The organism is Massiliimalia timonensis, from assembly GCF_900186585.1.
In the GTDB taxonomy this organism is placed as follows: domain Bacteria; phylum Bacillota; class Clostridia; order Oscillospirales; family Ruminococcaceae; genus Massiliimalia; species Massiliimalia timonensis.
The window spans coordinates 145,492-158,558 of record NZ_FYDD01000004.1 but is presented as its reverse complement, the minus strand read 5'-3'; the positions used below and the strand labels follow the sequence as shown (position 1 = coordinate 158,558).

The following is a 13,067-nucleotide window of genomic DNA, read 5'->3' as shown; positions in this document are numbered from 1 at the left end:
CATATTTTATGTCAAAAAGCAATCTGCAGAGGAAAGGTATTTCCAAATTTCCCGTGTCACACCATAATGGTCATTGGACGGAGCGATCCAGCGTCCATATTGTTTCATATCGTCATTGGCGTTTTCCATGACAAAACTGTAATCAGCCCGGGCCAACATTTCAATGTCATTGTAGAAATCCCCAAAGACCATTGTTTGAGCAGGGGAAATAGAGAACTTTTTCTGCAAAAATTGCAGTGCTTTCCCTTTATTTACAAATGGATTCATAGCATCCATCCATAATTCACCGGAAACAACAAGGTTTAATTCATCGTCTAACTCGTGTTTTAGCTTTGGATAAGAGTTGACGGCGGCATTTTGCAGGTCACAGATCGCTACCTTTAAGATGGGTTCAGAAACAGAATACACATCATTTAAGATATTTCCCGTTGAAAAATAGGAACGGAGATATGGCTCGAACGCAGGGGAATAGGGCTGGTAATAGCAGTTAAGCGGGGCACAGAGGATCGGGAGAATATTGGGGATCTGTTCACAGGCAGTGAGAAGCTTTTCCAGTTTTTCCCGCGGCAGTGTATTTTTGTAAAGCCACTGATCACGGTGGATGATGCTCGCCCCATTATCACAGATAAAAAACATGTCTTCAAGATATGGCTGAAAAATTTCCCGCTGTTTCGGGTAGGAACGTCCGCTTGCCGCAACAAATAAGATACCGCGTTTTTTTAGCTCCTGAAATATTTGGTCAAAATCAGGCGGAAAATTTTTGTTGCTGTCTAAAAGGGTCCCGTCCATGTCTGATACGATCATTTTTACCATGAAGTTCCCTCCTTTATTGGTTTCAGTGTATCGAACTTAGAATCCCCTGTCAAAGGATTTGTAAAAAGATTGGAGCAGTGTACAGAACTGTTGGAAACCAAAGAAAAATTCTGGAAAACACGCCAAAAATCCCGCACAACAATTTTGTTGTGCGGGATTTCATTAGATCTGTACAGAATAGTTCGGCGCTTCTTTGGTGATATAAATATCGTGCGGGTGGCTTTCTTTTAAGCCCGCGCCGGTAATACGGACAAATTGTGCTTTTTCGTGAAGCTGTTCAATGGTCTCGCAGCCACAATACCCCATTCCTGATTTCAAACCTCCCATCATTTGGAAGATCGTGTCGGAAATAGGTCCTTTGTATGGAACACGCCCTTCTACACCTTCTGGGACCAGCTTTTTATTGTTCTGCTGGAAATAGCGATCTTTGGAACCGTTGTTCATAGCGGCAAGGCTTCCCATACCGCGGTATACCTTGAATTTTCTGCCCTGGTAGATCTCATTTTCTCCTGGGGATTCATCACAGCCAGCAAGCAGGGACCCAAGCATAACAGTGGAAGCGCCGGCAGCAAGAGCCTTCACGATATCCCCGGAATACTTGATCCCGCCGTCAGCGATAACAGGGATGTTGTATTTAGCAGCCATGCAGGCGGCGTCATAAACAGCAGTGATCTGCGGAACGCCGATTCCGGATACCACACGGGTCGTGCAGATAGAGCCAGGCCCGATCCCTACTTTAACTGCGTCTGCACCGGCTTTGATCAAATCCTCCGTAGCAGCCGCGGTGGCCACGTTTCCTGCAATGACAACTGCGTCAGGAAATGCCGCTTTTACTTTTTTCAGGCAGTCCATAATGCCAAAGCTGTGCCCATGTGCGGAATCCAAAACCAATACGTCAGCCTGAGCTTCTAAAAGCGCGCCTGCACGTTCCAGTACATCCGCTGTTACGCCGATCGCGGCGCCGCAGAGAAGCCGTCCCTTTTTGTCGCGGGCAGTATTTGGATATTGGGTCGCTTTTTCAATATCCTTGATGGTGATAAGGCCTTTTAACAAGCCGTTTTCATCTACGATGGGGAGTTTTTCAACCTTATGCTTGCACAGGATTTCCTGTGCCTGTTCCACTGTTGTGCCAACCGGAGCAGTGATGAGGTTTTCCTTGGTCATGACCTCTTTGATTTTAATATTAAAGTTTGTTAAGAATTTTAAATCGCGGTTTGTGATGATGCCAATTAGCTTTCCGTTGTCGTCTACGATCGGAACGCCGGAGATCTTGTATTTTGCCATCAGGTCATTTGCGTCGTAAACAAAGTGTTCCGGCCCAAGATAGAAGGGATTCAGGATAACACCGTTTTCAGAGCGTTTTACTCGATCCACCTCGTCGCACTGCTGTTCAATGGACATGTTTTTGTGGATGATCCCGATCCCGCCTTCACGCGCAATGGCAATCGCCATTTTTGATTCGGTAACGGTGTCCATAGCGGCAGACATGATCGGAGTATTGAGATAGATGTCTTTTGCAAGCCTGGTCTTAACAGACACATCGGCAGGAAGAACATCAGACTTTGCAGGGATGAGCAATACATCGTCAAAGGTCAATCCTTCTTTTACAAACTTGTTTTCAAACTGTGTTTCCAGCATGAAACAAACACTTCCTTTCTTAACAAACATGATCTTCGCAGAAAGAGTACGAATGATATATTGTTCTCCATTATACACCTTTTTTTCCTAACTTTTCAATGGAAAAAAATTAGATATTCTGTCAGATTTTATACGCCTTTTTAGTAAAATACGCCAAATGCCTAAAAAGCGGCATTTTTCCCTTAGTTAAGGGAAAAATAAGGGTCGTTGAAAGAAATAAATAAATATACAAAAAGTATATTTATAGATATATCAACTATTTGCAATTATACAATCTACCAACCACATCCCGCCGAATAAAAGAGGCTGATGCAATAAATAGATCCAAAGAGTGTGCCTACCCACAAAAGATAAAAAACGGCTGTGCAGCTGGTAAAAAAATACCGGGAAGCTGCCGCGCTTTAAGGGAACGCCAAGATAGGTTCCAGCGAGGAACAAAAAGATCCATGGAATGATCGGAAAATAATCCGCAGAGTAGAAAAAGTCATTTTTTAAACCAATAGGAAATAAATAGGGGGATCGGTACCATGATTCCGACAAGGGGATGATCGGGTAGGAAAAGAATCCCAAGGAACGGTGTGGAAAGTTCCAAGATAAGGCAAACAGCACACACAATATGGGAAGCATGACGGCAATGGAAAGATGATCCAGCGCCTTTTGAAGAAGCGCAAACAGCAGAATAGCGCACCCTAGAAAGTGGAGGATCCCAAAATAAATAGGCAGTTCCGGCACAAAAAGGAGGGAGCCCGCGGTCATAACCATTCCAAACAGCAGGCATAAAAGACCCCGTTTTGGGTTGTTTCGGGAAAACCGGCAGGATACGCCGGAGATCAAAATAAACATTCCTGCGAACAGATCGCGCAGGAAAATTACAAGCGGGCTGTAAAAGAAAGGAAAAGAAATAGGGAAAAAGGTGAGCAGATTGTAGACGCCGTGATAAACTACCATGCAGAGGATAGAAAATCCCCGGATCTCGTCCAGTAAAAAGATTCGATGCTTTTTATTATAAGCGGATTGCATAAAAACCTCCTAAGATGCTCCTGCTTTCGTGGAAAAACCGCAAATTAAGGGATGATCTGATAAGTTTATACTTGAATGAAACAGGATTTCGTATTATAATGATACTGTATATATTCCGGGCTGCTTTTGGGCAGCAGAAAGGGACAGGGTGTTTGAGATGAATAAAGTGAGAGTTACCATATTGGGAAAAGAATATGTTCTCAAAACTCCGGAGAAAGAAGAATATGTGGTAGGCTTGGCAAGAACCATTGACCGTACCATTCGTGAAATTATGAAAGCGGACGAAACATTGTCCATTACCAGTGCGTGTATTCTTGCTTCTTTGGATGCCTTTGACGCGAAAACCAAGATGGAAACAGATGTTGACAATTTAAGATTCCAGCTGAAGGATTACATCAATGATGCAATGCAGGCCAACAATAAAGCGGACGAGCTGGAAAAACGGGTAGAACAGCTGGAAGATGAAAAGAAAGATCTGGAAAACCAGTTAAGCCTTTATACCTTGAAAGCAAAGCTTGATGATGCGGCAGAAGCATAAGATCGAAATTCTAGCCCCGGCAGGAAATGTGGAATCTGTGACAGCGGCTGTGCTGAATGGCGCAGACGCTGTTTATCTTGGACAGAAAGCTTTAAATGCCCGCCAGAATGCGGAAAACTTTACTGATGAAAGCTTTCGTGAAACGGTGCGGTTTTGCCATCTGCACGGGGTAAAGGTATATCAAACGCTGAATACTGTGGTTTTCGACGAGGAATTCCCCCTGTTGCGAAAAACAGTCCAGCTGGCCTGCGAGGCCGGGGTGGACGCTCTGATCGTCCAGGATTTTGGGGTACTGCGCGCGGTGCGGAGGCTGTGCCCGCAAATGCGGATCCATGCTTCTACCCAAATGACTGTGCACACAGTACAGGGTGCCTTGCTGTTAAAAGAGCTGGGGGCAAAACGGGTCGTCCTGTCAAGGGAGCTTTCCAAAGAACAGATCCGTGAGATTGCAGAACAGACTGGGCTGGAAATTGAAGTGTTTGTTCACGGCGCGCTGTGCATGTCCGTGTCCGGGCAGTGTTATATGAGCGCCTTGATCGGAGGAAGAAGCGGAAATAAGGGCAGTTGTGCAGGGACCTGCCGGCTGCCTTTTTCATCTGTGCCGGGACAGGAACGATATGACCTTTCTTTAAAGGACAACTGTTTGGCGGGACACTTTGAAGAGCTTTGCGGGCTGGGGATCACCTCGCTGAAGATCGAGGGCAGGATGAAACGGCCGGAATATGTGGCGGCGGCGGTTTCCGCTTACGCGGCGTTAAAACAGGGGGAAACACCTGATATGGAACGCCTGCGCGCTGTTTTTTCGCGCAGTGGGTTTACGGACGGCTACTTTACCGGAAAGACCGGTGCGGACATGTTCGGCTACCGGCAAAAGGAGGACGTGCTTTCCGCGACAAATCAGGTGCTTTCAAACCTGCGGGAAACCTACCGGAAAGAAAAACCGTTGTTTCCTGTTAGGATGCATCTCAGCATAAAGGCGGGCGAGCCTGCCCGGCTGAGTGCAGAGGCAGGGAAAGGCACTGTGATGGCATACGGTGATGTTCCGCAGACTGCGCAGCGCCGCCCCATTACGCTGGAAAGCGCGAAAGAAGCGCTGGAAAAGCTGGGCGGCACGGTGTTTTATTTGGAGGATCTGACCGGGAAACTGGAAGAGGGCCTGATGCTTCCCCGTTCCGCTTTAAACGAGCTGAGGCGGGAAGCGGTGACAAAGCTGGAAGCACAGCGAAAAAATTCTTCTGAAATAACCTTTGAGGACCGGCCGTTTGTGTTTACCGAGCCCCGAAAAAGAACGTTGCGCGGTATACGCGCGCGGTTTGAGCGTGCCGGGCAAATACCGTGGGAATGGCTGGACCGGCTGGATTGGGTGATCCTGCCGATCGGGGAGGTTTGGCGGCACGCAAAGGTATTATTGCCATATTCCTCCAAAATCATACTGGAGCCGGAACGTTTTATGGCCGGAACGGAAAACAGGGTGATTGAACAGTGCAGGGCCTTGCGGGAGCAGGGGTTTATCCATTTGTCTGCCAGCAATCCCGCGCATATCCAAATCGGCAGGCTTTTGTCCATGCAGGTACATGGCTCCTGTTTTTTAAACTGCACCAATTCCATGAGTATCGCGCAGTATGAGGAACTTGGTCTTGAAGATATGGTCCTGTCCTTTGAACTGACTGCGCAGAAGATAAAACGCCTGCGGGGAACGATTCCCTTTGGGTTTGTGGCTTATGGCTCCCTGCCGCTGATGCTGCTGAAAAACTGCCCTGTCAAAAGCGTAAATGGCTGCGCGGCGTGCCAGGGAAAGAGCGTGCTGACCGACCGGACCGGGGCGAAATTCAGGGTGCTGTGCCACGACCGGGAATATCAGGAGCTATTAAACAGCCGGGTGCTGTGGCTGTGTGATAAAAAGGCGGATTTTGCCCACACTGATTTTGCGCTGCTTTATTTTACGGACGAGGCAAAGCAAAGCTGTTCCGAAGTGCTTGACGCTTATTTTGCCGGAGAGCCGGCAAAAGGGGAGTTTACCCGCGGGCTTGCTTATCGTGGGATACAATAAGGAGGAAAAAGAATGAAGTTTAAAAACGGGTTGGTTTTTACCATGTTTTTATTGATGGGGATTCTGCTGGGGAGCGTTTTAACGGAAATTGCCCAAAAGGTATCCTTTTTAAACTTTTTGACCTGGGGGAAAAGTATTGGGATCGGGGTGCCGAATCCAATCACCATCGACCTGTCTGTATTCAGTTTTTCCTTTGGTTTTAGCCTGCAAATGAATTTGGCGTTGTTGTTTTGTATTATCGGGTCGCTGATCTTTTATAGTAAGGTTGGAAAACGGATCTAATGAAAAAAGCTCCTCTAAAAAAGGAGCTTTTTTATCACGAAAAGAGAAATCGGATCCCAATTACATGAGAAAGGAGTGCTTTCGTTAAGCGAAAGCAATGATAAGCAAGATGGTTATTCTGGCGTCGCAGTCGCCGCGCAGGAAAGAGCTGCTTCAAATGATCGTTCCCAAATTTTCTATTGAACCCTCCCATTTTGAAGAAAAGGCGGTTCAGGAAAGGATACCGGAACGGCTGGTCCGGCTTTTAGCGGAGGGAAAAGCAAAAACAGTGTGGGAAAAGCATCCAGAGGATCTGGTGATCGGGTGCGATACCATCGTATTGTCCCCGGATCACGAGGTGTTTGGAATCCCCGAAAACAGGGAGGAAGCAAAAAGAATGCTGTTAAGCCTGTCCGGCCGGACTCACCGGGTGATAACAGGGGTATGCGTGATGCGCCGCGGGAAAAAGTCTGTGTTTCACCAAACCACAAAGGTGACGTTCCAAATGCTGACCGATTCGGAGATCGAAGCGTATCTGGATACCGGCGAGCCGTTTGATAAAGCGGGCGCTTATGGGATCCAGGGATATGCAGGCGCGTTGGTCGAGCGGATCAACGGGGATTACTATAGTGTGGTAGGACTGCCTGTGGCAAAATTAAGGAAGGTACTGCAAAAATTTTAAGATCGAAAAAGAAAATTTGGTGTTTTCTCATTTTTTAAAGTCAGGTGACATATTTTGCTGTTTTGCGGACAGAATATCACTATACGGCTTCTGGAAAGGAGAAAACACCAAAAATGTTTTCAAAAGAAATTGGAATTGATTTAGGGACAGCGAATACCCTTGTATATATGAAAGGCAAAGGCATTATTATCCGCGAGCCGTCTGTTGCGGCGGTGGATATCCGCAATAATGTCGTCAAAAGCGTGGGGCAGGAGGCAAAGGATGTGATCGGCCGGACGCCCGGTTCCATCGTGGCGGTGCGCCCGCTGAAAGACGGTGTGATCGCTGATTTTGACATTACCACCAGCATGCTTCAGACCTTTATAAAACGCGCGATGAACCACTCCTTGACAAAACCGCGGATCGTGATCTGTATCCCGTCCGGAGTCACTGACGTGGAACGCCGCGCGGTAAAAGAATCTGCCGAAAAGGCGGGGGCAAAAAAGGTGTCTATCATTGAGGAGCCTATGGCCGCAGCGATCGGCGCCGGGTTACCTGTAGCAGAGCCAACCGGCAGTATGGTGGTTGACATCGGCGGCGGGACCACCGAAGTGGCGGTGATCTCTTTAGGCGGGATCGTGACCGCGCGTTCTGTCCGGGTGGGCGGAGACGAGTTTGATAGTTCGATCATCCGCTACATTAAAAAGAACTACAGTTTGTTGATCGGGGAGCGGACTGCGGAACGAATCAAGATAGAGATAGGCTCCGCATATCCAATGGAAGAAGAACGCGCCATGGAGATCAAAGGCAGGAACCTGATCAACGGGCTTCCGCAAAATTTGGTGATCTCCTCTGCGGAGATCCGGGAAGCATTGTCGGAGCCGGTTTCCCAGATCTTAAACGCGGTGCGGATCACTTTTGAACGCACGCCTCCGGAACTGGCGGCAGATATTATCAACAGCGGCGTAACGCTGACCGGGGGCGGCGCCTTACTGCTGGGGCTGGACCGCCTGATCGCGGAGGAAACCGGGATGCCGGTACTGATTGCAGAAGAGTCGCTGGACTGTGTGGCAAAAGGGGCTGGGATGGTATTAGACCATTTTGACAAATTGGGCGAAGTGCTGGACCGAGGGCTTGGGAGAACGTTTGAGCGCGCATATTAAAAAAGGATACGGTCGGAAGATCGTATCCTTTTTTAAACGGAAGAAAGGAGAGGGAAAGGTGAAACAGTTTTTTCGCAGCGGCGGCTTTAAAGTGATTGTGATCATGTTAGTGATACTGGGCGGCGTTTGCGTTTATTCTGCCGCCGCCACCCCTGTTACGCCGGCAGAACAGGCGATCGCCGCCCTAGCGGTTCCCCTGCAAAGGCAAAGCACTGCATTGACGCAAACTGTGACCGGATTCTGGAACAGGCTGTTTCATTACGGAGAGTTGGAGGAAAATTTTCGGGAAGTGGAGCAGGAACGGGATGAGTTAAAGAGAAAGCTTGTGGAATACGAGGAATTAAAACGGTCAAACCTACAGCTAAAGGGGATACTTGGGATAAAAGAAGAACATCCCGACTATACCTTTGAAGAGGCTAGCATCATCAGCCGGGACCCCGAATGGGGTGATAACCGGTTTACGATCAACAAAGGGACCCGGCAGGATGTGCAGGAACGGGATATGGTTTTGGTGGCGGGCGGTCTGGTGGGCCGTGTGGAGAAAGCTGGAGCAAATTACGCGGTGGTGACAGCCTTGACTGATCCAAATTTTCAGGTGGGGGCATATGATAATAGCACCAATTATCTGGGCGTCGTATCCGGAAACGGAGATTCCTGTGAGATCAGGTATCTGACCCAGGAGCCGGAGGAGGGCGCGCTGATCGTCACTTCCGGCGCTGGAGGGAATTGCCCGCGCGGGCTCTTGATTGGAAGTGTTAAAAAAAGTGAAAAGCAAAAAAGCGGGACTACCTATGCGGCGAGCCTAGAACCTGTGATCGACCTTTCCCGGCTGACTGACGTCATGGTGCTCACCGGCTTCGATGGACAGAAGGAGGAACCATGATATTCGCACAGGAAAAGAGCAGAATCCGTTTTTTGATCTATACGTTGATGCTTTTCGTGTGTGCGGTGATCCAGGCTACCCCAGGGATGCTTCCGGTGCAGGGGGTCAGGCCGCTGTTGCTGATCCCCCTGCTGGTGAGTATTGCGGCGGAGGAATCTGAGCTTTGTGCGGCGGTTTGCGGTATGGGCGCCGGGCTTTGGTGGGACTGGTCAGCCGGCGGTATTTTTGGGTCCCGGGCGGTATTTTTGGTTGTCTGCATGACAGGGGTTTCTTTGCTGTGCCGGTACTTGTTCCAGGCAAAATTATGGAATGCCGCCCTGCTTTGTTTGATCATCACTTCACTGGAGCAGGCTTTTCAGGTCCTTTTGGCAGGGGAATGGAAGAATTTTGATATTTATTATGGCTTATGGCAGACAGGCTACACAGTAGTCTGGATATTTTTGTTTGCGCCTGTTATTCGCAGGATCTCACATTTTTTTGAACTACCGGTGGAATAGAAAGGGGGAGCTTTGTGGAAAAGCAGAAAATGGTTTACAAACGGACCTGTGTTTTAGCACTGTTATTGTTGGCAATGTTTGGATCCACCTGCTTCCGCCTATCGGATTTTCAGGTAGTAAGGGGAGAAGAACTGCTGAAAAAAGCACAAAATGAGGTGATCACAGTGAAGACGGTCCCTGCTGCGCGGGGAACTATTACAGATCGGTACGGCAGGGTCCTTGCCGCCAGTGAAACGTCTTTCCGGCTGATTTTGGACCGCACCTTTTTGGAAAAAGAGGAAACGAATTTGGTATTATCCCGATTAATGAAAATTTTATCCGAGGAGGGTATTTCCTGGAAGCAGGACTGTCCTTTGGAGTGGAAGGAGGAAAGAATTCAGTTTTCTGATGCTGATTCCGCGAATGAATTGGCTGACTTGTTAAAAACAGAGCAGGACCTATCCGCGCGGGAATATACGGACCTTTTGCTGAAACGGTACGGCTTGGAAAAGCTGACGCCAACTACCTTTGAGATTTTGCGGGTACGCTACAGCATGGAAAAGGATCGGTTTGTGACGGGGAGCAGGTATCCGCTTGCAGAAAAACTGACGATTCAGGCAGTGAGCCGGATCGAAGAAGAACAGAGCCTTTTGCCCGGGGCCGAGATCGAGGAAGTCCCGTCCAGAGTATACCAAAATGGGGAGGTAGCTTCTCAGCTGATCGGCACCGTAGGTCCGATCTATCAGGAAGAGTATGCCGAGTTGAAAGGGAAAGGCTATGCGATGGACGATATTGTGGGAAAATCCGGTGTGGAAAGCGCTTTGGAAGAACAACTGAGGGGGCAGAACGGAAAAATCAAGGTGATCCAAAGCAAAGAAGGAACGGTAATAGATACCGTTGTACAGCAGGAAACCATTGCGGGAAGTACTGTGAGGCTGACCATTGACGCCCTTCTTCAGGAAAAGCTGCAAAAGCTGTTGTCCGAATTTGTCAGCACTGCCCATAGCGAGGAATACCGTTCCAAAGGCGGGGCGATCGTGGTTCTGGATGTCAAGACGGGAGAGGTGCTCGCTGCGGTAAATTCCTCAAACTATAGCATGGAACAGTATCAGGAAGACTACCAGGCATTGCTTCAGGATGACACAAAGCCCTTGTTTAACCGGGCATTGGATGGGCTGTATCGTCCGGGCTCTTCTTTAAAGCCGATGGTCGCAGCCGCTGCTTTATCTGAGGGAAAGCTACTGCCGCAGGAGGAGCTGGTCTGCGTCAGCCCATATGAATACCGTGATCAGAAGTACACCTGCCTGCAAACGAATCACAGCGGACCGACCTCTTTGACAGAAGCACTGCACTGGTCCTGCAACACCTTTTTTTATCAACTGGGGCAGCGCCTTGGAATCGAAACGATGAATGAATATGCCGCATATATGGGTCTAGGACAAAAAACGGGTCTGGAGATCCAGCAGGCAAAGGGACGGTTTGCCTCGCCGGAAGTTACCGAATCGCTGGGTGGGACATGGTACCCGGGCGATTTGCTCCAAGCTGCTATTGGACAGAATGAAACGGCGGTTTCTCCGATCCAGATGGCCTGTGAAGCTATGACCATCGCGAACCGGGGCACCCGGTATGAAACGCATATCATCCATTCCATCCAACCTATGGGCGGGGAGGAGCAGATCACCAAGCCGGTGATTGCATCAGAATTTGAACTTTCCGAAACGCATTATCAGGTGATCGAAGAGGGGATGGAACTTGCCGCTCAAAAAGCGGGGATCAGCGGCGCGGCGCAAAAGACGGGGACTGCCCAAACCACTTCGATTAGGCGTGTAAACAATGATTTTATTGGATTCTATCCGTTGGAAGAGCCGCAGATCGCTGTGAGCTGTATTGTAGAGGATTGCGGCGGAGGCACCGCAAAACTGCTGAGCGACATCATATCTTACTATGAAGAATGTAAAGCAGAAGGTGAGATATTGCAAAATTCACAATCAAATGGGTGATTTATGCAAAAAACCTACAACAAAAGTTTATTCACCTAAAAAAACTTTGACAAATAGAAGAATGATTGGTAAAATATGAGTATATCATAGTATGGGGAACTATCTAAATTTTCCTCATATGGTTTGATAGAAAGGCAAGTAACAGTATATGACGAAGATTATTTCCGTAACCTCAGGGAAAGGCGGCGTTGGAAAATCCACCGTTTCAGCAGGTGTTGCGGCGGCATTTGCCCGCCGTGGCAAGAAAACGCTGATTGTAGAGTTGGATATGGGTCTTCGCGGGCTTGATTTGATGCTGGGGATGGAAAATCGGATCGTGTACGATTTGGGAGATGTGCTACAAGGGAGATGCCTCCCTTGGGATGCCGTTGTGCAGTCGGAAGAAATACCGCGACTGTGGTATTTGGCAGCGCCTTCCCGTACGCTTCTTCAATTTCGGTTCGAGGATCTGGTCAAATGCGTCAACGATCTGAAAGAAAAGTTTGACATCATTATTTTGGACACTCCCGCAGGGTTAGGCATCAGCATGATGGCTGTCCGCGACCTTTCTGATTACGCCGTGATCGTAGCAACGCCGGACCCGGTTTGCATCCGTGACGGGGCCAAGGTGGCTGAGATGATGGAAGAAATGCATTTTTCCGATTACGGAGTTATGATAAACCGTGTCAGCCGTGCGGCGGTCAGAAAATCCAGCATCCATGATCTGGATGATGTGATCGACGGGGTGGGTGCACCGCTCATCGGCGTTCTTACTGAGGATTTGGCTTTGCAGAATGCACAATCAAGGGGGTTGATCCTTCCGGAAGATACCAGGCCGTCAAAGGTATTTTTGGCATTGTCCAAACGGCTGGAGGGGATATATGTCCCTCTGGTAATTGACCGGCTGTAATCATTTCAGCACTACATTATTTTACATACAGCACGTTGTTATTTGGCAGACAACAGATAGCAGCGGTGACGACTTGTTGTCTGAGAAAAGGGGTTTAAGATGAATATCGCACTAATCGCAGATGATGCCAAAAAGGAATTGATGGTTCAGTTTTGTATTGCTTATTGCGGAATTTTAAGCCGCCATACTTTATGCGCTACAGGGACCACCGGTAAATTTGTTTCCGAAGCAACCGGTTTGCAGATTCAACGGTTTTTAAGCGGCACACAGGGCGGAGCGCAGCAAATTGCTTCCCGCGTTGCCTGCAACGAGATCGACATGGTGTTGTTTTTCCGGAGTTCCCTTTCTGAAAAGGATTTGGACCCGGATGAAAATAACCTGTTGCGTTTATGTGATTTCCATAATGTCCCGATTGCAACGAATATTGCAACGGCAGAGGTTTTGGTTCACGGGTTGGAACGCGGCGACTTGGATTGGAGAAATATTGTAAATCCAAGGAATGTATAAAGCGAGGAAAAAGACGGAGTACAAAAGGTGTGTGCCCACAGAGAAGGCGGTATTTGCTGAGAACTGCCTGCGTCAGCCTTTTGGAAGATAGCTTTGGAGCTTACGTTTTTTCTGTTTGACGGTATCAAACGGAATAAAGAGAGGCAATTTGCCTGAACTTGGGTGGCA

Annotated in this window: 13 protein-coding genes; 10 read left to right on the top strand and 3 right to left on the bottom strand. The window is 48.4% G+C overall.

The features are described 5' to 3' along the window. Positions 1-6: 6 nt before the first annotated feature. The 3 genes from CIB36_RS08470 to CIB36_RS08460 form a co-directional block, all read right to left on the bottom strand. The gene (locus tag CIB36_RS08470) at positions 7-813 is read right to left on the bottom strand and encodes an HAD family hydrolase (RefSeq protein ID WP_093989145.1); all 807 of its coding nucleotides are present in this window, start codon (positions 811-813) and stop codon (positions 7-9) included. Between the two features lie 162 nt (positions 814-975). After that, on the bottom strand, positions 976-2,451 hold the full coding sequence (gene guaB / locus CIB36_RS08465; protein ID WP_093989144.1) for an IMP dehydrogenase: 1,476 nt from the start codon (positions 2,449-2,451) through the stop codon (positions 976-978). A 252-nt stretch (positions 2,452-2,703) separates the two neighbouring features. Next, positions 2,704-3,471 (bottom strand): heparan-alpha-glucosaminide N-acetyltransferase, encoded by a 768-nt coding sequence (locus tag CIB36_RS08460; protein ID WP_093989143.1) that lies wholly within the window; start codon positions 3,469-3,471, stop codon positions 2,704-2,706. Positions 3,472-3,628: 157 nt separating this feature from the next. On the opposite strand from CIB36_RS08460, the gene CIB36_RS08455 reads away from it, so the two are divergent. The 10 genes from CIB36_RS08455 to CIB36_RS08410 all read left to right on the top strand — a co-directional run bounded on the left by CIB36_RS08455 (position 3,629) and on the right by CIB36_RS08410 (position 12,899). Continuing rightward, positions 3,629-4,009, top strand: a complete 381-nt coding sequence (locus tag CIB36_RS08455; protein WP_154825406.1) for a cell division protein ZapA — start codon at positions 3,629-3,631, stop codon at positions 4,007-4,009. Beyond that, positions 3,990-6,059 (top strand): U32 family peptidase, encoded by a 2,070-nt coding sequence (locus CIB36_RS08450; RefSeq protein WP_093989141.1) that lies wholly within the window; start codon positions 3,990-3,992, stop codon positions 6,057-6,059. Before CIB36_RS08455 ends, CIB36_RS08450 begins: the two co-directional genes overlap by 20 nt. Positions 6,060-6,071: 12 nt before the next feature. Then, a complete protein-coding gene (locus CIB36_RS08445) occupies positions 6,072-6,341 on the top strand; it encodes a DUF4321 domain-containing protein (RefSeq protein ID WP_093989140.1) in 270 nt (89 codons plus the stop codon). Between the two features lie 97 nt (positions 6,342-6,438). Next, complete coding sequence (locus CIB36_RS08440) at positions 6,439-7,002, top strand: Maf family protein (RefSeq protein ID WP_229408222.1); 564 nt, start codon at positions 6,439-6,441, stop codon at positions 7,000-7,002. A 113-nt stretch (positions 7,003-7,115) separates the two neighbouring features. Continuing rightward, the gene (locus CIB36_RS08435) at positions 7,116-8,144 is read left to right on the top strand and encodes a rod shape-determining protein (protein ID WP_093989139.1); all 1,029 of its coding nucleotides are present in this window, start codon (positions 7,116-7,118) and stop codon (positions 8,142-8,144) included. Between the two features lie 58 nt (positions 8,145-8,202). Continuing rightward, complete coding sequence (gene mreC, locus CIB36_RS08430) at positions 8,203-9,027, top strand: rod shape-determining protein MreC (RefSeq protein ID WP_158662639.1); 825 nt, start codon at positions 8,203-8,205, stop codon at positions 9,025-9,027. After that, entirely contained in the window at positions 9,024-9,524 is a 501-nt protein-coding gene (mreD, locus tag CIB36_RS08425; RefSeq protein ID WP_093989137.1) for a rod shape-determining protein MreD, read from the top strand. Before mreC ends, mreD begins: the two co-directional genes overlap by 4 nt. Positions 9,525-9,538: 14 nt before the next feature. Beyond that, positions 9,539-11,503, top strand: a complete 1,965-nt coding sequence (locus CIB36_RS08420) for a peptidoglycan D,D-transpeptidase FtsI family protein (RefSeq protein ID WP_093989136.1) — start codon at positions 9,539-9,541, stop codon at positions 11,501-11,503. Positions 11,504-11,651: 148 nt separating this feature from the next. Beyond that, the gene (locus tag CIB36_RS08415) at positions 11,652-12,392 is read left to right on the top strand and encodes a P-loop NTPase (RefSeq protein ID WP_093989135.1); all 741 of its coding nucleotides are present in this window, start codon (positions 11,652-11,654) and stop codon (positions 12,390-12,392) included. A gap of 99 nt (positions 12,393-12,491) precedes the next feature. Beyond that, the gene (locus CIB36_RS08410; RefSeq protein ID WP_093989134.1) at positions 12,492-12,899 is read left to right on the top strand and encodes a methylglyoxal synthase; all 408 of its coding nucleotides are present in this window, start codon (positions 12,492-12,494) and stop codon (positions 12,897-12,899) included. The last annotated feature ends 168 nt before the right edge of the window (positions 12,900-13,067 follow it).

What these genes read in the sequence shown, in the direction of transcription:
- CIB36_RS08470 (WP_093989145.1), bottom strand. Translation starts at nt 813, where the DNA reads ATGGTAAAAATGATCGTATCAGACATGGACGGGACCCTTTTAGACAGC.
- guaB (WP_093989144.1), bottom strand. Translation starts at nt 2,451, where the DNA reads ATGCTGGAAACACAGTTTGAAAACAAGTTTGTAAAAGAAGGATTGACC.
- CIB36_RS08460 (WP_093989143.1), bottom strand. Translation starts at nt 3,471, where the DNA reads ATGCAATCCGCTTATAATAAAAAGCATCGAATCTTTTTACTGGACGAG.
- CIB36_RS08455 (WP_154825406.1), top strand. Translation starts at nt 3,629, where the DNA reads ATGAATAAAGTGAGAGTTACCATATTGGGAAAAGAATATGTTCTCAAA.
- CIB36_RS08450 (WP_093989141.1), top strand. Translation starts at nt 3,990, where the DNA reads ATGATGCGGCAGAAGCATAAGATCGAAATTCTAGCCCCGGCAGGAAAT.
- CIB36_RS08445 (WP_093989140.1), top strand. Translation starts at nt 6,072, where the DNA reads ATGAAGTTTAAAAACGGGTTGGTTTTTACCATGTTTTTATTGATGGGG.
- CIB36_RS08440 (WP_229408222.1), top strand. Translation starts at nt 6,439, where the DNA reads ATGATAAGCAAGATGGTTATTCTGGCGTCGCAGTCGCCGCGCAGGAAA.
- CIB36_RS08435 (WP_093989139.1), top strand. Translation starts at nt 7,116, where the DNA reads ATGTTTTCAAAAGAAATTGGAATTGATTTAGGGACAGCGAATACCCTT.
- mreD (WP_093989137.1), top strand. Translation starts at nt 9,024, where the DNA reads ATGATATTCGCACAGGAAAAGAGCAGAATCCGTTTTTTGATCTATACG.
- CIB36_RS08415 (WP_093989135.1), top strand. Translation starts at nt 11,652, where the DNA reads ATGACGAAGATTATTTCCGTAACCTCAGGGAAAGGCGGCGTTGGAAAA.
- CIB36_RS08410 (WP_093989134.1), top strand. Translation starts at nt 12,492, where the DNA reads ATGAATATCGCACTAATCGCAGATGATGCCAAAAAGGAATTGATGGTT.